Raw genomic sequence first — 16960 nt, 5'->3', positions numbered from 1 at the left:
TACGCCCGCAACCGTCTTCCCGGACTTGCTATGCAACCCGCCAGACGCTGCACTCGTCCGTATTGATTGCTTTGCGCACGCCGCTGATGCGGTCCAGGATCCAGACCACACCGATGCCGGGTGCTGTTTCCTGGACGCTGCCGCGGCGGATCACCACGTCGTCGTAGGAGGGCCCCACCGACAGGCGGGCTTCGATTTCATCGCCGCGGTGGAGCTGGTCCAGGGCGCGGACTCGTGTTACATGCGTGGTCGCTTTCTTCAACATCGCTGGGGCCTCCTGGCTGGAGCTGGTGCCGGCTCTTGCCTGCACTACCAAGTGTGGGCCTGGAATGTTGCGTACCGGTTTCCCCGCGGTTAGGGCCCGGTTAGTTCTTCGCGCCGCCGCGGTTTCAGGCCACGGCCCCGCTCCGGTAGGCCGCCAGGAACGTGGAAATCCTCCGGACGGCTTCCTCGATGTCCAGCACCGAGGGAAGGATGACAAAGCGGAAGTGGTCCGGCGCAGGCCAGTTGAAGGCCGAGCCGTGGGAGACCAGGATCTTTTGGTCCCGCAGCAGGTCCAGGACGAATTTCTCGTCGCTCTCGATCGGGTACAGCTCCGGGTCCAGGCGTGGGAACAGGTACATGGCGCCCGACGCCGGGACGCAGGTGACGCCGGGAATGGCCGTGAGCAGTTTGTGGGCAAGGTCCCGCTGCTCGCGCAGCCGGCCCCCCGGCTTCACCAGCGCGTCGATGCTTTGGTAGCCGCCGAGGCAGGTCTGGATGGCGTGCTGGGCGGGAACGTTGGCGCACAGGCGCAGCGACGCGAGCAGTTCCAACGCTTCACGGTAGGCGGCGGTGGCAGCCAGCGGGCCGGTAATGGCCACCCATCCGGCCCGGTAGCCGGGCATCCGGTAGGCCTTGGACAAGCCGCTGAAGGTCAGGCAGCACACGTCCTCGGCCACCGCGGCGGTGTGGATGTGCGTGGCGCCGTCGTAGAGCACTTTCTCGTAGATCTCGTCGGAGAACAGGACCAGGTTGTGCTTCCGGGCCAGCCCGGCGAACTGTTCCAGGATGTGCCGGGGGTAGACGGCGCCCGTGGGGTTGTTCGGGTTGATGATCACGATGCCCTTGGTGCGGTTGGTGATCTTCGCTTCCACATCGGCCATGTCCGGCCACCAGTTCTCCGCCTCGTCGCAGACGTAGTGGACGGGCTTGCCGCCGGTCAGGGTCACGGCGGCCGTCCACAGGGGGTAGTCAGGTGCCGGGACCAGGATTTCGTCGCCGTTCTCCATGAAGGCCTGCAGGCACATGGAGATCAGTTCGCTGACGCCGTTGCCGATGACGATGTCCTCGACCCCAATGTTCATCAGGCCCCGGGTCTGGTAATACTGCGAGATGGCGGTCCGGGCCGTGAAGATGCCCTTTGAATCGCTGTAGCCCTGGGCGCCGCGAAGGTGGTGGATCATGTCCACCACCACGGACTCGGGCGCTTCCAGCCCAAAAGGCGCGGTGTCCCCAAGGTTCATCTTGAGGATCCGGTGCCCTTCGGCCTCCATGTTCTTGGCGGCCTCAAGGATCGGCCCGCGAAGTTCGTAACGGACGTTCCGGAGTTTGCTGGAGTGTTGCATGGCGCGCATGGTTGATCTTTTCACAAAGCACGACGGCGGGCGGCGGGGGAGGCCACTCCGTGGACGCCTGCTGGCACAACGCACCTTATTCGATAAGTTGTGAACTTGTAGTACTGCCTTCCTGCGGTGGTGCACGGCGGAACCGGAAGGAAGTACCCCACGTGGGCGGTGTGCTGATCGGACTGGCGGTGATCGGCGTCGTCATTGCCGTCGGATACCTTGCCGCGCGCTGCGGCCTGGGCGATGAACCCACCATCAACGCCCTGACCCGTACTGCCTTCTTCATCACCAACCCGGTCCTGCTGTTCACGGTGGTGCTGAAATCGGATCTGTCCGTGGTCTTTTCCGCCTATGTTCCGCTGGCCATGATCACTGCGGCGGCCACCGCGCTGTTATACGTGGCCGCCAGCCGGATCTGGTTCCGGCGGCCCCTGGCTGAGACCGCAGTGGGTGCCATGGCCGGCTCCTACGTCAACGCCAACAACATCGGCATCCCCATCACGCTCTATGCCCTGGGGGATGCCACCCCGGTGGCCCCGGTCCTGCTGGTCCAGCTCCTCCTGTTCGCCCCGCTGGTCCTGACCCTGCTGGACCTCGCGGAAGCCGGCCGGTTCTCGCCCCGGCTGATGCTCACGCAGCCCTTCCGCAACCCCATGATCATCGCCTCGCTCCTCGGTGTGGTCCTGGCGGCGTTCCACGTGGAGCTGCCCGCCCCGGTGATGGCGCCGCTCACCCTGCTGGGCGGTGCTGCTGTCCCGGTGGTGCTGCTGGCTTTCGGCATGTCGCTGCGCGGAACCAGGATGCTCCGGAGCGGCGGCCACACGGCCGAAATCCTCACTGCCACGGCACTGAAGTCCGCTGTGATGCCGGCGGTGGCGTTCGTCGTCGGACGTTTCCTGTTCAACCTGGACCACCACATGCTCCTGGGCGTGGTGCTCATGGCAGCGCTGCCCTCGGCCCAGAACGTGTTCCTGTTCGCCAGCAAGTATGGGCGGGGCGTGGCCGTGGCGCGCGAAACCATCCTGCTTTCCACGGCCGCCGCTGCGCCGGTGCTGGTGCTGGTCGTGTGGCTGCTGGCGGCCTGAAGCGGGCGCGCCGCCCTACCGCCCGGGCCACCGGCCGGGCAAGAATGGGCACATGGAACTTCCCGTGATGCCGCCCGTCCCGCCCATGCTTGCCAAGGCCGTCAGCGGCATCGACGGTATTCCCGGCGGCGGGGACCTCAGCTACGAACCCAAGTGGGACGGCTTCCGGTCGATCATTTTCCGTGACGGCGATGACCTGGAGATCGGCAGCCGCAACGAAAAACCCATGACGCGGTACTTCCCGGAACTCGTGGCCGCGCTCAAGGAGAACCTGCCCCCGCGCTGCGTGGTGGACGGCGAGATCATCCTCGTGGGGGCGTCCGGGAACAGGCTCGACTTCGACACCCTGCAGCAGCGCATCCACCCTGCCGCCAGCCGCGTGAAGCTCCTGGCGGAACAAACCCCGGCAAGCTTTGTGGCCTTTGACCTCCTGGCCCTCGGCGATGAGGACTACACCGGCAGGCCCTTTGCTGAGCGGCGCGCTGCGCTGGAGAAGGCGCTCGCCGCGAGCAAGGCACCAGTGCACCTCACCGCGGCCACCACGGACAAGGACACGGCCGGGCACTGGTTCGAGCAGTTCGAGGGGGCCGGATTGGACGGCATCGTGGCCAAGCGGCTGAACGGCCGGTACGAACCCGACAAGCGGGTGATGTTCAAGGTCAAGCACGAGCGCACCGCGGACTGCGTGGTGGCCGGCTACCGCCTGCACAAGAGCGGCCCGGACGCCATCGGCTCGCTGCTGCTGGGGCTGTACAAGGACGACGGCGGCCTGGCCAGCGTGGGAGTCATCGGCGCCTTCCCGATGAAGCGGCGGCAGGAGCTGTTCCAGGAACTCCAGCCGCTGGTGACCGATTTCGACAACCACCCCTGGGCCTGGGCCAAGCAGGAAGAAGGCGAACGGACCCCGCGGAACGCGGAGGGGAGCCGCTGGAGCGCCGGCAAGGACCTGTCCTTCGTTCCGCTCCGGCCCGAACTGGTGGTGGAGGTCCGCTACGACCACATGGAGGGTGACCGGTTCCGCCACACTGCCCAGTTCAACCGCTGGCGGCCGGACCGGGACCCGGAATCCTGCACCTACGCGCAGCTGGAGGAGCCGGTGAACTTCGACCTCGCCTCGGTGCTGGAGACAGGGCGGTAGCCGGAGACTGGCCCAGTCTTAACGGCCTGGCCCAGTTTTAACGCCGGAGAGCCCGCCATGTGGGGGAATGGCGGGCTCTCCGGCCTGAAAACCGGGCCAGGCTGTACGCGGCGGACGGCCTACTTCAGGCCGAGCTGCTTGGTGGGGATCCGGAAGGATTCCTTTGCGGTCAGGGCCGAGACAGCGGCCACCGCGCAGATGATGGCAGTGAAGATGCTGATCTGGACCCAGCCGCCGGGCTTGATGCCGCCCATGGCAGCCACGATGGCGGGCGCGAACCCTGCCATCAGGAAGCCCAGCTGGGTTCCGATGGCCAGGCCGGAGAACCGGACCTTGGTGCTGAACATTTCGGCGTAGAAGGAAGGCCAGACGGCGTTGGCCGCCGCGTAGCCGCACGAGAAGTAGCCGATGGCGGCCAGGAACATCAGCGGGACGCTGTGGGACTCCAGGCTCAGCAGGAAGACGGGGGTGAGGACCGCGCTGGCCAGGGCGCCGTAGATAAAGACGGGCTTGCGGCCGATCTTGTCGGCCAGCATTCCGAAGAGCGGCTGGGTGCCCAGGGCCACGATGTTGGCGGCAACGACCAGCCACAGGGTGGTGGTGCCGTCCACGCCGGCAACGGTCTTGGCGTAGCTGATGGCCAGGGTGCCGAAGACGGTGGAGACGGCGGCGATGAAGGCGCAGCAGATCACGCGGAGCACGTCGCGCCAGTGGCCCTTGAGCAGGTCTGCCACGGGCAGCTTGGCGATCTGTGCGTTCTTCCGGGCTTCCTCGAAGGCGGGCGGCTCGTGCAGGGTGCGGCGGATGAGGAACGCCACCACAACCACCGCGGCGCTCAGCCAGAACGGGATGCGCCAGCCGATGCCGAACTTGATCTCGTCCGGCAGGGCCAGGACGGGGATGAACACCAGGGCTGCGAGGATCTGGCCGCCCTGGGTGCCGGTGAGGGTCCAGGAGGTGAAGAAGGAGCGGCGGTTGTCCGGGGCATGCTCCAGGGTCATGGAGGAGGCGCCGGCCTGCTCGCCTGCCGCGGAGAGGCCCTGGCAGAGGCGGGCCAGCACCAGCAGCGCCGGAGCCCACCAGCCGACCGTACGGAAGTCGGGCAGGCAGCCGATGACGAAGGTGGAAGCACCCATGAGCACCAGGGTGAACATCAGGACTTTCTGCCGGCCCACCCGGTCGCCGAAGTGGCCCAGGATGATGGCGCCGATGGGACGTGCCACGTACGCGAACCCGAAGGTTGCGAAGGACATGATGGCGGCGTTGGCATCGGCGTTGGGGAAGAAGACCGTGGGGAAGATCAGTGCTGCGGCCGAGCCGAAGATGAAGAAGTCATAGTATTCGACGGCGCTGCCCAGGAAGCTGGCGAGGGCGGCCTTCTTGGGTGTCCCGGCGGAGGTGAGGGCACCCGCCCCTGCGGACGGAAGTGTCTTGCTCATGGTGTTCCTTTGGTGTGACGACATTGTCGCGGATGAATCTGGGGGGGCGCAGCCGCCGATGCCTTGGTGCGGGCGGGGGATGCGGCTGGAGTCCGGTGCAAAGACCCGGCAGTTGTAGCCACATGGTGGGAGCTACTTTTGCGATACAGAAACTATGACTGTGAGGGCAGTCACCTGTCAAGAAAATAATCACCATCTAGAAATAGCTCTCACATTGTGGCAACATCGAATGCATGAGTGTGAACCAAACCACAGCGGTCAATGAAGAATCCGCTGCCGCCGCCCGCGCCGGAGAGCCCGTGAATGCCATGCCGCCGGAAGGCAAAGTGGGCGCCCGTCCCGCCGACCGCACGGACATGGTGGGCAAGGCCCTGGGGCTGCTGGTCCTCCTGGGTGATGAACCCCGCGGTGCCAGTGCCGCAGAAATTTCCCGCCGCGCCGAACTTCCCTTCAGTACCACCTACCGCCTGCTGGGCTCCCTGACCCGCGACGGCTTTGTCGACTACGAGCCGGACGGCCGCCGCTACCACCTGGGCCTGCGGATCTTCCAGCTGGGGCAGCGCGTCTCCAACCACCATGGCTTCGCGGGTACGGCCATGCCCATTCTCCGCCGGGTCACCGAGCAGACCGGCGAGGCGACCATCCTCAGCGTCCGCGACGGCCTGCACCACCTGACCGTCAGCAAGGTGGACGGGCCGCAGACCTTCCGTGTGACCAGTGACCCCGGCCACCTCGGCTCGCTCTCGACCACCGCCGTGGGCAAGGCCCTGGTGGCTTTTGCCGAGGATGCGGAACGGGAAAAGCTGCTGGCGGAGCTCCCGCTGGAGGCGCTGACTGACAAGTCCGTGACGGACCGCCGCGCTTTCCGGGCTGAGATCGAAAAGGTCCGCCGGCAGGGTTACGCCGTCATGGACGAGGAGAACGAGGCGGGGATGCGTGCCGTGGCCGTGCCGCTGCTCAACGACCAGGGGCACGCCTTCGCCTCGCTGGCAACTGCCGTGCCGGTCTTCCGGCTGGACCTGGAGGGGCTGGTGGCGCACGTTCCCCTGCTCCAGGAAGCCGCCGCCGAACTGGCGGCCAGGCTGCCGCAGCGATAGCACCAAGGGGCCAGCAACCGTCCCCGGGGCGACCCTTTTGTTCGCATGAAGAACAATAGTGCGATAAGTGAACATTTGTTGTACCGTAATCCCTATCACCCCGCAGCGCGGCCGAGTTCCGCGCCTGCCCGGTGCCGTACCAAAGGAGCTGCACGCATGAGCAATCGAACTGAGTCCTACCTTGTAGGGCTGGTTGGTGATGGCGTTACGCCATCGCTCACGCCGCCCATGCACGAACGGGAAGGTGACGTGCAGGGCCTGCGCTACCTGTACCGTCCCATCGACCTGCTGGAACTGGGGCTGACCGGGGAATCGGTGGGCGCCATCCTGGACAGTGCCCGCATCCTGGGCTTCAACGGCCTGAACATCACCCATCCCTGCAAGCAGCTGGTCCTGCAGCACCTGGATGAGGTCAGCCCGGACGCGCGCCGCCTCGGTGCCGTCAACACCGTGGTCATCCGGGACGGCCGCTTCATCGGCCACAATACCGACTTCTCCGGCTTCGCCGCCGCCCTCGCCTCCGGCCTTCCCGGCGCCCGGCTGGACCGCGTGGTGCAGCTCGGCGCGGGCGGTGCCGGGTCCGCCGTCGCCTATGCCCTGCTCAGCGCAGGCGTTAAATCCCTGGACCTGGTGGACATGGACCCCGCCAGGGCCACCGCACGGGCTGCCGAGCTGCAGGGCTTTTTCCCGGACAGCACCGTCACGGCCCGCACCACGGCGGAGCTGCCGCAGCTGATGCCGCTGGCCGATGGCCTGGTGCACTGCACACCCGTTGGAATGGCAGCCCACCCCGGCGTCCCGCTGGACCTTGACCTGCTCGAGCCCCGGCACTGGGTGGCGGACATCGTCTACCGCCCGATCGACACCGAACTGGTCCGCGGCGCCCGCGCCAAGGGCTGCGAGGTCCTGGATGGCGGCAGGATGGCAGTGGGCCAGGCCGCCGACGCGTTCCGGATCTTCACCGGCCTGGACGCCGACCCGGAGCGCATGCGCTCGCACTTCCTGGAGCTTGTGGCCGCCGAGGAGGTGACCGCCTGATGCGCACCGGAATCGCCACGGTCTGCCTCTCCGGCACCCTGAAGGAAAAGATGCAGGCCTGCGCCATCGCCGGCTTTGACGGCATCGAGATCTTCGAGCAGGACCTGGTCACCTCACCGCTCAGCCCCGAAGACGTGCGGAAGATGGCAGCGGACCTGGGGCTCGGCCTGGACCTGTACCAGCCCTTCCGCGACTTCGACGGCGTCACCCCGGACCTGCTGAAGGCCAACCTCCGCCGCGCCGAGGCCAAGTTCAAGCTCATGGCCCGCCTGGGCATGGACACCATCCTGGTGTGCTCCAACGTTGCCACCGCCACCATTGACGACGACGCCGTCCGCGCCGAACAACTGGCACAGCTCGCAAACCTGGCGGGGGACCACGGCGTCAAGGTGGCCTATGAGGCCCTGGCCTGGGGCAAGTACGTCAACGACTACGAGCACGCCTACCGCCTGGTGGAGATGGTGGACCACCCCAACCTGGGAACCTGCCTGGACTCCTTCCACATCCTGTCCCGCGACTGGGACACGGCGCCGATCGAGGACATCAACCCGGACAAGATCTTCTTCGTCCAGGTGGCGGACGCCCCCAAGCTCTCCATGGACGTCCTGTCCTGGAGCCGTCATTACCGCGTCTTCCCGGGCGAGGGGCAGTTCGAGCTGGCCAAGTTCATGGGCCATGTGGTCCGCGCCGGCTACACCGGACCCGTGTCGCTGGAGGTCTTCAACGACGTCTTCCGCCAGTCGGACGTCGAGCGCACCGCGGTGGATGCCATGCGGTCCCTGATCTGGCTGGAGGAGCAAAGTGCCAAATGGCTCGCCGGCGCCGAAGCCGCGCCCGGCAACGCAGCCGCGCTCCGCCGTCGTTATCCCATGGAACTTGCCACGCTGCCCAAGGTCAACGAACCTGCCGGCTTCAACTTTGCCGAGGTCAAGGCGGACGATACCGCCCAGCTGGAGAAGCTCCTGGGCCAGCTCGGGTTCCAGTTCGAGGGCCGCCACCGCACCAAGGACGTCCAGCTGTGGACCATGGGGCAGGCCCGGGTGATCATCAACGAGCAGGCCGCGCAGCACGCCGAGCCGGCCATTGCCGCGCTGGGGTTCGACGTCGATTCCCCCGTGATTGCCTCCGCGCGGGCCCAGCAGCTCAAGGCCCCCGTGGTGGCCCGCAAGGTCCAGGCGGACGAGGAAGTGTTCCAGGGCATCTCCGCCCCGGACTCCACCGAGATCTTCCTCTGCCAGGGCAGCCCGGACGGAACCGCGGCGTGGACGCACGAATTCGGGGAAGGGCTGGAACACCCTTCGGCAGGAGCGAGGGCGGTCATCGACCACGTCAACCTGGCCCAGCCGTGGCAGCACTTTGACGAGGCTGTCCTCTTCTACACCAGCGCCCTGGCCCTGGAGCCCCAGCCGTTCGCCGAGGTACCCAGCCCCAGCGGCCTGGTCCGGTCCCAGGTCATGCAGACCTCCGACGGCGCCGTGCGGCTCGTGCTCAACCTGGCACCCATCCAGCAGGCACGGAACCAGGCCCGCAAGACCTATCAGGAACACATCGCCTTCGCCGTGGAGGACTTGGTGGCTACCGCCCGGGCCGCCCGGGACCGCGGCCTGGAATTCCTGCAGATCCCGGCCAATTACTACGAGGACCTGGACGCGCGGTTCGACCTGGAACCGGGATTCCTGGCCACGCTGCAGGAACTCAACCTGCTGTTCGACCGGGATGCCGAGGGCGAGTTCCTGCACTTCTACACCGCCACCGTGGGCAGCGTGTTCTTCGAAATGGTCGAACGCCGCGGCGGCTACGACGGCTACGGCGCCCCGAACGCCCCGGTGCGGCATGCGGTCCAGTACGACTCGCTGCACCGCACCACTTAAACCCGCACCACCCAGTACCCAGACGCAACAAACCCAACAGATCAGAAAGGAGCCAGCCGTGAAGGAAGACATCAACGCCGAGCTGGAGTCGGAGGAGCTCGTGCCCCCGGCCGAACCCAAGGCTGCCCACCAGCCCCTGGACAAGGCCATCGAGTCGCAGGCGGACCTCAGCGCAGAGATCAGCGCCATCGGCGAGGCTTACCGGCGCGCCCTCAAGGACGGCGGCCAGCCGGAGATCCAGCCGCGCCTGGACTACCCGCCGTACCGCAGCAGCATCCTGCGCCACCCCACCAAGAGCCTGCAGCACGCGGACCCGGAAACCATCGAGCTGTACTCGCCGGCGTTCGGGCACCAGGACGTGCACGCCCTGGAATCGGACCTCACCATCCAGCACAACGGCGAACCGCTGGGCGAACGGATCATCGTCTCCGGCAAGGTCCTGGACGGCGACGGCCGCCCGGTGGCGGGACAGCTGGTGGAAATCTGGCAGGCCAACTCCTCCGGCCGCTACATCCACAAGCGTGACCAGCACCCCGCGCCCATCGACCCCAACTTCACCGGCATCGGCCGCTGCATCACCGGCCCGGACGGCTCGTACCGGTTCATCACCATCAAGCCCGGCGCCTACCCGTGGAAGAACCACCTGAACGCGTGGCGGCCGGCGCACATCCACTTCTCGCTGTTCGGCACCGAATTCACCCAGCGGATCATCACCCAGATGTACTTCCCTGGCGACCAGCTGTTCCCGCTGGACCCGATCTACCAGACCATCGTGGACCAGGACGCCCGCGACCGGCTGGTGGCCACGTATGACCACAGCATCACCGAACCCGAATGGGCCCTGGGCTACAACTGGGACATCGTCCTGACCGGTCCCAAGCGGACCTGGACCGAAAACGAGGCGCTTGGCGCCGCAGGCGACGAGGAGTAGGAAAGATGAGCACCAAACTGGTACCCACCCCCGGCCAGACCGTGGGCCCGTTCTACGGCTACGCGCTCCCGTTCGAGAAGGACAACGAACTCCTGCCCCCCGGCTTCCCGGGCTCCATCCGCCTGCAGGGCACCGTCTACGACGGCGCCGGCCACACCATTCCGGACGCCATCCTGGAAATCTGGCAGCCCGACGCGGACGGCAAGGTTGTCCAGCGCACCGGTTCCCTGGTCCGGGACGGCTACACCTTCACCGGCTGGGGCCGCGGCGCCGTGGGCAACTCCGGCGTCTTCACCTTCACCACCGTCAACCCCGGCCCCACCAAGCCGGGTGCGGCCCCGTTCATTTCCGTGGCACTCTTCGCCCGCGGCCTGACCAACCGGCTGTTCACCCGCATCTACCTGCCGGAGGACACCGAGGCACTGGCCAATGACCCGCTGCTGAGCTCGCTGGAGCCGGAGCGCCGCGAGACGCTCATCGCCCGCCGCGACCCCGACGGCGGCCTCACCTGGGACATCCGCCTCCAGGGTGAGGGCGAGACGGTCTTCCTGGACTTCCAGTGACCCACGCCGCCGCTTTGGGAGACCTGCGCGCCTTCGCGGAAGAGGCCGACGCCGGCCTGCTCACCCCCGTCTCAGCGTCGCCGTTGGTGGCGGCGCTGACGGGGGACCGGGCAGTGCTGGCGGCCATCCTCGCCGTCGAAGCCGGCTGGGCCGCCGTGCTGCAACGGGCCGGGCTGGCACCCGCCGGTTCGGCCGCCGTCGTCGCCTCCGCCGCCGAGGCGGGGCGCTACGACCTGGCCGGTATTGCGCTGCGCGCCCAGGGCGGCGGCAACCCGGTGATCCCGCTGCTGGCGGACCTCCGGAAGAACGTGGCGGCCCTCGATGCCGCCGGGGTTGGTGCCGCGAAGGCCGTGCACACCTCCCTGACCAGCCAGGACGTGCTGGACACTGCCCTGATGCTGCTGGCCCGCAACACCGTCCACGCGGTGCTGGCGGACCTGAAAGGCACCACGACGGCGCTCGCGGACCTTGCCGGGCAGCATGCGGGCACGCTGTGCGTGGGCAGGAGCCTGACACAGCATTCGCTGCCTTACACCTTCGGGCTGCGGGCCGCGCAGTGGTTCCAGGGCGTGGCCGCCGCGGGGCGGCAACTGGAAAACCTGGAGTTCCCGGTCCAGTTCGGCGGGGCGGCGGGGACCCTCGCCGCCGGAACCGTGCTGACGGATGGCTCCCAGGCCACGCCGTTCACCTTGGCCGACGCCCTGGCGGCCCAACTGGGCCTGGCCCCGGCCGCGGCTCCTTGGCATACCAACCGCCTGGCCATCACATCCCTGGGCCATGCGCTGGCATCCGTGCTGGACGCCTTCGGCAAGATCGCCGCCGACGTCCTGTTCCTGAGCCGGCCTGAGGTGGCTGAAGTCGCCGAACCGCGGGCCGCCGGGCGGGGAGTCTCATCTGCCATGCCGCAGAAACAGAACCCGGTGCTGTCCGTCCTGGTCCGCAGCGCCGCGCTGCAGGCACCACAGCTGGCCGCCCAGCTGCATGTGGCTGCCGCCAACTTCAACGACGAACGCCCGGACGGCGCCTGGCACACCGAATGGGCTGCCCTCCGCCAGCTGCTGGCCCTGGCCCTCGGCGCCGCAGGCCATCTGCGGGAACTCGCCGAAGGGCTCCGGGTGTTCCCGGACGCCATGCGCCGCAACCTTGACCTGTCCGGCCCGCTGCTGCTGGCTGAGGGCGTCAGCGCCGCGGTGGCCCCCCTGCTTGAGGAAAGGGACGGACTCAGCGGCAAGCAGCAGCTGCAGGACGTGGTGGACCAGACGCTGCAGGCGCCCCCTCCGGAGCAAGCCGCCACCTACCGCAAGCTGTTCCGCGGTGCCGTCCCCGCCGCCGTCGTCCCTGACGCCCGGCTGGAGGAGCTCCTGGACCCCTCCAGCTACCTGGGCCAAGCGGCGGAGATCGCCCGCCGCGTCCTGGCCGCCTTTCCCGAATTCACTTCCCCTACCACCGACGCGAATGGAGCCTCCCGTGGCTAAGCCGGCCTTGAAAGCAGCGCTGCTGTCCCCGCAACGTCCCCTGGGCGACCACCCCCTGATGGTGGTGGGACCCTCCCTGGGCACCTCGTCGATCCTGTGGAACAGGGTGGCGTCCCTGCTCGGCAACGACTACGACGTGGTGGCCTGGGACCTTCCCGGCCACGGCGTCTCACCCGCCGCCACCGAAGCTTTCGATGTCGCCGCGCTCGCTGACGGCGTCGTGGACCTGGTGGACTCCATCGCCCCCGGTGAAAACTTCCACTGCGCAGGAGTCTCCCTGGGCGGCGCCGTCGGCCTTCAGCTGGGCATCAAGCACGGGGAACGGCTGAAGAGCCTTTCCGTGCAGAACAGCGGCGCCAAGATCGGCACCCCCGAAGGGTGGCTGGAGCGCGCCGAGACCGTCCGCACCCAGGGCACGCCGGTCATGATCCAGGGGTCCGCGGAGCGCTGGTTCGCGCCGGGCTTCATGGACCGGGAACCCGATTTCAGCAGCCGCCTGCTGCACGCCCTGCGCGACGCCGACCGGTTCAGCTATGCCTTCTGCTGCGAGGCGCTGGCCGCCTTCGACGTCCGGCAGGAGCTGGGCAGCATCACCGTCCCCACCCAGGTCATCGCCGGGTCCCTGGACGGCGTCGCCACGCCCGCCATGGCCGAGGAAGTGGCAGCGGGAATCACCGCCGGGGGCGGAACCGCGACGGCGGTGACCGTGGAGGGCATCTCCCACCTGGCACCCGCCGAAGCTCCGGCACACGTTGCGGACCTGATGCGCAGCCTGGCCAGCTGGGCCGAATCACGGCAGGCCGCCCAGTGAGCGGCGCTGAACACGACGGGGCGCAGCGCCACGGCGTGGTCCAGCCCGGCGCCACCAGCCAGGAAATCTACGACGGCGGCATGGTGGTCAGGCGCGAGGTGCTGGGCGACGCGCACGTGGACCGGGCCAACGCCAACAAGGACGAATTCACCGACGACTTCCAGGACATGATCACCCGCATTGCCTGGGGCGGAATCTGGACCCGGCCCGGCCTGACCCGCCAGATGCGCTCCGCGGTCACCATCACCGCCATGGTGGCGCACGGCCACTGGGAGGAGCTGGCCATGCACATCCGCGCCGCCCTCCGGAACGGCCTCAGCAGGGATGAGATCAAGGAAATCCTGCTGCAGACCGCCATCTACTGCGGAGTCCCCTCCGCCAACACCGCCTTCAAGACCGCCCAACAGGTCTTTCGAGAAATGGACACCACCCGATGAACCAGGCTTTTGTGTACGACGCTGTGCGCACCCCCTTTGGAAAGTTCGGCTCCGGCCTCGCCGCCGTCCGTCCGGACGACCTTGCCGCGCACGTGATCAAGGAATCCGTCAAGCGGGCGCCGTCCCTCGACGTCGAGCGGATCGATGAGGTGGTGTTCGGCAACGCCAACGGTGCCGGTGAGGAGAACCGCAACATCGCCCGGATGGGCACGCTGCTGGCCGGGCTCCCGGTTTCCATCCCGGGCACCACGGTGAACCGGCTCTGCGGGTCCTCCCTGGATGCCGCCATTATTGCCTCCCGCCAGATCAATGCCGGTGATGCCGACCTGATGTTGGTCGGTGGCGCCGAGTCGATGTCCCGCGCGCCCTGGGTGCTGCCGAAGACGGAGAAGCCGTATCCGGCCGGGGACATGACCCTGGCGTCCACGACGCTGGGCTGGCGCCTGGTGAACAAGGCGATGCCGAAGGAGTGGACCATCTCCCTGGGCGAGGCCACCGAGAGGCTCCGCGAGAAGTACGGCGTGACCCGGGAGGCGCAGGATGAGTTCGCCGCTGCCTCGCACAACCTGTCCGCGGCCGCCTGGGACGAGGGCTTCTACGACAACCTGGTCGCCCCGGTGCCGGGCACGGACCTGGTGCGCGACGAGGGCATCCGGGCGGGTTCTTCGGCGGAGAAGCTCGCCGGGCTCAAGACCGTGTTCCGGGCAGAGAACGGCACGGTCACCGCGGGGAACGCGTCCCCGTTGTCCGACGGCGCCTCCGCGGCCTGGATCGGGTCCGAGGCGGCCGCGGGGCTGCTGGGCCTGGACCCGCTGGCGCGTATCGCCGGGCGTGGCGCGCACGCCAACGATCCGCAGTACTTTGGCTACGCCCCGGTCGAGGCGGCGAACAAGGCCCTCGAAAAGGCGGGCATCGGCTGGGAGCAGGTGGGCGCTGTCGAACTTAACGAAGCGTTCGCCGCGCAGTCCCTGGCCTGCATCAACGCCTGGGGCGTCGACCACTCGATCGTGAACCGGCACGGCGGGGCGATTGCCATGGGGCACCCGCTGGGTGCTTCCGGGACCCGGATCCTGGGCACCCTGGCCCGGTCCCTGCAGACCTCCGGCGAACGCTGGGGTGTCGCTGCCATCTGCATCGGCGTGGGTCAGGGCCTGGCCGTCGTGCTCGAAAACATGACCGCCGCCGGAGCCAACACTGGAAAGGACCAGTAATGCTGAACTTCGTAGATTCGGTCCAGGACGCCGTCGCCGGCATCAAGGACGGCTCCACCGTGATGATCGGCGGGTTCGGCAACGCCGGCCAGCCGTTCGAACTGATCGACGCGCTGCTGGACTGCGGCGCCACGGACCTGACCGTGGTGAACAACAACGCCGGCCAGGGAGACCAGGGCCTGGCCCTGCTGATCAAGGAGGGCCGGGTGAAGAAGATGATCTGCTCCTTCCCGCGGCAGTCCGATTCCTGGCACTTCGACGCCAAGTACAAGGCCGGCGAAATCGAGCTCGAACTCGTCCCGCAGGGTAACCTTGCCGAACGCATCCGCGCCGCAGGGGCTGGCATCGGCGGGTTTTTCACCCCCACCGGCTACGGCACCATGCTCGCCGAGGGCAAGGAAACCCGGATCATCGACGGCCGCGGCCACGTGTTCGAGACCCCCATCCACGCCGACGTCGCCCTCATCAAGGCCCTGAAGGCTGACGGCAAGGGCAACCTGGTGTACCGCAAGACCGCCCGGAACTTTGGCCCCATCATGGCAGCGGCCGCGAAGCACACCATCGTCCAGGTCTCCGAGATCGTGCCCACCGGGGCGCTGGACCCGGAGAACGTGGTCACCCCGGGCATCTACGTCAACAGCATCGTCAAGGTTGCCGGGAGCGGCAGCACAGCAGGAAAGGCGGCCTGACATGAGCGTGCAGTCCAACGAAAAGTCCCTCCAGACCTCGGCGACGCCCCTGGGCCGGGATGACCTGGCCCGGCTGGTGGCAAAGGACATCGCCCCCGGGTCCTTCGTGAACCTCGGCATCGGCCAGCCCACCCTGGTGTCCAACTACCTCACCGAGGACCAGAACATCACCCTCCACACGGAGAACGGGATGCTGGGCATGGGCCCGGAAGCCAAGGGCGACGAGATCGACGAGGACCTGATCAACGCCGGCAAGATCCCCGTCACCGAACTCCCGGGCGCGTCCTACTTCCACCACGCCGACTCGTTCGCGATCATGCGCGGCGGGCACCTGGACATCTGCGTCCTGGGCGCCTTCCAGGTCTCCGCCACCGGGGACCTCGCCAACTGGCACACCGGCGCGCCCGGGGCGATTCCCGCCGTCGGGGGTGCCATGGACCTGGCCACCGGCGCCAAGGACGTCTTCGTGATGATGACGCTCCTGACCCGTGAAGGCGCGTCCAAGATCGTGGACGCCTGCACCTACCCGATCACCGGCGTCGGCTGCGTCACCCGCGTCTACACGGACAAGGCCGTCTTCCTCACCGGCCCGGACGGCGTCACCGTCCGTGAAACCTTCGGCTGCACCCTCGAAGAACTCCAGGACCTGGTGCCCGTCCCGCTGAAGGCCACGCCCGCCGCCGGATGAGCCTGCGCCCGTCACCGCACCTAGGATTGGTAACCATGATTGACGCCGCAGGCACAGATACCCAGGCCGCCCCGCAGGCCAGCGACCAGTACGTCCAGTCGCTGGCCCGGGGCCTGGCCGTGATCCGCGCCTTCGACGCCGAGCGCCCGGTCATGACGCTCACCGAGGTGGCCTCGCGTACCAACCTGACCCGGGCCACGGCCCGCCGTTTCCTGCACACCCTGGTGGAGCTCGGCTACGTACGCACCGACGGCAAGACGTTCGCGCTCACGGCCAAGGTCCTCCAGCTGGGCTACGCCTACCTTTCGGGGCTTTCGCTGCCGCAACTGGCGCAGCCGCACCTGGAGGAGCTGTCCCTCAAACTGGGCGAATCCACGTCCGCGGCCGTGCTGGACGGCACGGATATCGCCTACATCGCGCGGGTGACCAGCCGCCGGATCATGACCGTCGGCATAACGGTGGGTACCCGGTTCCCGGCGTATGCGACGTCGATGGGCCGGGTGCTGCTTGCCTACCTGCCGCCGGCCGACCTTAAGGCGTACCTGGCGGCGGCCGAAATCAAGCCGCTGACGCCCCGCGCCCTCGGCACCGTCCCGGAACTGCTGAAGGTGCTGGACACCGTCCGGGCGCAGGGCTGGTGCCTCCTGGACCAGGAGCTGGAGCTTGGCCTCATGTCCGTGGCCGCCCCGGTCTATGACGGGGCCAAGGTGGTGGCGGCGGTGAACGTTTCGCTGCAGGCCCAGTCCGTGGAGGCCAAGCCGGATCCGCAGGCGTACCTGGCTTCGGTGGCGCAGGAGATCGTGGCCACGGCCAAGCTCATCTCCGCGGACCTCACTGCCCGCGGCTGACTTTATCCGGAGCTTAACTGAAGAGGACGACG

General features: G+C 67.9%; 17 protein-coding genes. 14 read left to right on the top strand and 3 right to left on the bottom strand.

The window, feature by feature from the left end; translation table 11 throughout:
- Positions 1–28 precede the first annotated feature (28 nt).
- Positions 29–265: a hypothetical protein gene (locus LDO22_RS13480; protein ID WP_141158887.1), complete on the bottom strand. Its 237-nt coding sequence runs from the start codon at positions 263–265 to the stop codon at positions 29–31.
- Positions 266–389: 124 nt separating this feature from the next.
- Positions 390–1616 carry a pyridoxal phosphate-dependent aminotransferase gene (locus tag LDO22_RS13475; protein ID WP_159629560.1) on the bottom strand — a complete coding sequence of 409 codons (1227 nt, stop codon included), beginning with the start codon at positions 1614–1616 and terminating at the stop codon, positions 390–392.
- A gap of 152 nt (positions 1617–1768) precedes the next feature.
- Here LDO22_RS13475 and LDO22_RS13470 point away from each other — a divergent pair, with 152 nt between their 5' ends.
- Complete coding sequence (locus LDO22_RS13470) at positions 1769–2692, top strand: AEC family transporter (RefSeq protein ID WP_224023814.1); 924 nt, start codon at positions 1769–1771, stop codon at positions 2690–2692.
- Positions 2693–2744: 52 nt separating this feature from the next.
- Entirely contained in the window at positions 2745–3830 is a 1086-nt protein-coding gene (locus LDO22_RS13465; RefSeq protein WP_224023812.1) for an ATP-dependent DNA ligase, read from the top strand.
- 119 nt (positions 3831–3949) lie between these two features.
- Here LDO22_RS13465 and LDO22_RS13460 read toward each other — a convergent pair whose 3' ends face one another.
- The gene (locus tag LDO22_RS13460; protein ID WP_224023811.1) at positions 3950–5269 is read right to left on the bottom strand and encodes an MFS transporter; all 1320 of its coding nucleotides are present in this window, start codon (positions 5267–5269) and stop codon (positions 3950–3952) included.
- A 233-nt stretch (positions 5270–5502) separates the two neighbouring features.
- Between LDO22_RS13460 and LDO22_RS13455 the strand changes: the two genes are divergently transcribed.
- The 12 genes from LDO22_RS13455 (at position 5503) to LDO22_RS13400 (ending at position 16928) form a co-directional block, all read left to right on the top strand.
- Entirely contained in the window at positions 5503–6366 is an 864-nt protein-coding gene (locus LDO22_RS13455) for an IclR family transcriptional regulator (RefSeq protein WP_201302370.1), read from the top strand.
- 156 nt (positions 6367–6522) lie between these two features.
- On the top strand, positions 6523–7404 hold the full coding sequence (locus LDO22_RS13450; protein ID WP_224023809.1) for a shikimate dehydrogenase: 882 nt from the start codon (positions 6523–6525) through the stop codon (positions 7402–7404).
- Positions 7404–9275 carry a sugar phosphate isomerase/epimerase and 4-hydroxyphenylpyruvate domain-containing protein gene (locus LDO22_RS13445; RefSeq protein WP_224023807.1) on the top strand — a complete coding sequence of 624 codons (1872 nt, stop codon included), beginning with the start codon at positions 7404–7406 and terminating at the stop codon, positions 9273–9275. The genes LDO22_RS13450 and LDO22_RS13445 overlap by 1 nt, the downstream gene beginning before the upstream one ends.
- Before the next feature lie 58 nt (positions 9276–9333).
- The gene (gene pcaH, locus LDO22_RS13440; protein ID WP_159629571.1) at positions 9334–10206 is read left to right on the top strand and encodes a protocatechuate 3,4-dioxygenase subunit beta; all 873 of its coding nucleotides are present in this window, start codon (positions 9334–9336) and stop codon (positions 10204–10206) included.
- Between the two features lie 5 nt (positions 10207–10211).
- Positions 10212–10769 (top strand): protocatechuate 3,4-dioxygenase subunit alpha, encoded by a 558-nt coding sequence (pcaG, locus tag LDO22_RS13435; RefSeq protein WP_159629573.1) that lies wholly within the window; start codon positions 10212–10214, stop codon positions 10767–10769.
- Positions 10766–12244 carry a lyase family protein gene (locus tag LDO22_RS13430; RefSeq protein ID WP_224023805.1) on the top strand — a complete coding sequence of 493 codons (1479 nt, stop codon included), beginning with the start codon at positions 10766–10768 and terminating at the stop codon, positions 12242–12244. The genes pcaG and LDO22_RS13430 overlap by 4 nt, the downstream gene beginning before the upstream one ends.
- Positions 12237–13055: an alpha/beta fold hydrolase gene (locus LDO22_RS13425; RefSeq protein ID WP_224023804.1), complete on the top strand. Its 819-nt coding sequence runs from the start codon at positions 12237–12239 to the stop codon at positions 13053–13055. Before LDO22_RS13430 ends, LDO22_RS13425 begins: the two co-directional genes overlap by 8 nt.
- Positions 13052–13492: a 4-carboxymuconolactone decarboxylase gene (gene pcaC, locus LDO22_RS13420; RefSeq protein ID WP_159629579.1), complete on the top strand. Its 441-nt coding sequence runs from the start codon at positions 13052–13054 to the stop codon at positions 13490–13492. The genes LDO22_RS13425 and pcaC overlap by 4 nt, the downstream gene beginning before the upstream one ends.
- Positions 13489–14703, top strand: coding sequence for a thiolase family protein (locus LDO22_RS13415; RefSeq protein ID WP_224023802.1), 1215 nt, complete (start codon positions 13489–13491; stop codon positions 14701–14703). The genes pcaC and LDO22_RS13415 overlap by 4 nt, the downstream gene beginning before the upstream one ends.
- Positions 14703–15392, top strand: a complete 690-nt coding sequence (locus LDO22_RS13410; RefSeq protein WP_224023801.1) for a 3-oxoacid CoA-transferase subunit A — start codon at positions 14703–14705, stop codon at positions 15390–15392. Before LDO22_RS13415 ends, LDO22_RS13410 begins: the two co-directional genes overlap by 1 nt.
- A 1-nt stretch (position 15393) precedes the next feature.
- A complete protein-coding gene (locus LDO22_RS13405; RefSeq protein ID WP_224023799.1) occupies positions 15394–16080 on the top strand; it encodes a 3-oxoacid CoA-transferase subunit B in 687 nt (228 codons plus the stop codon).
- A gap of 35 nt (positions 16081–16115) precedes the next feature.
- Entirely contained in the window at positions 16116–16928 is an 813-nt protein-coding gene (locus LDO22_RS13400) for an IclR family transcriptional regulator C-terminal domain-containing protein (RefSeq protein WP_224023797.1), read from the top strand.
- The last annotated feature ends 32 nt before the right edge of the window (positions 16929–16960 follow it).

Source organism: Arthrobacter sp. NicSoilC5 (genome assembly GCF_019977395.1).
Classification (GTDB): Bacteria; Actinomycetota; Actinomycetes; order Actinomycetales; family Micrococcaceae; genus Arthrobacter.
Note: the sequence above shows the minus strand (reverse complement) of the source record. Positions and strands in the feature narration are given on the sequence as shown.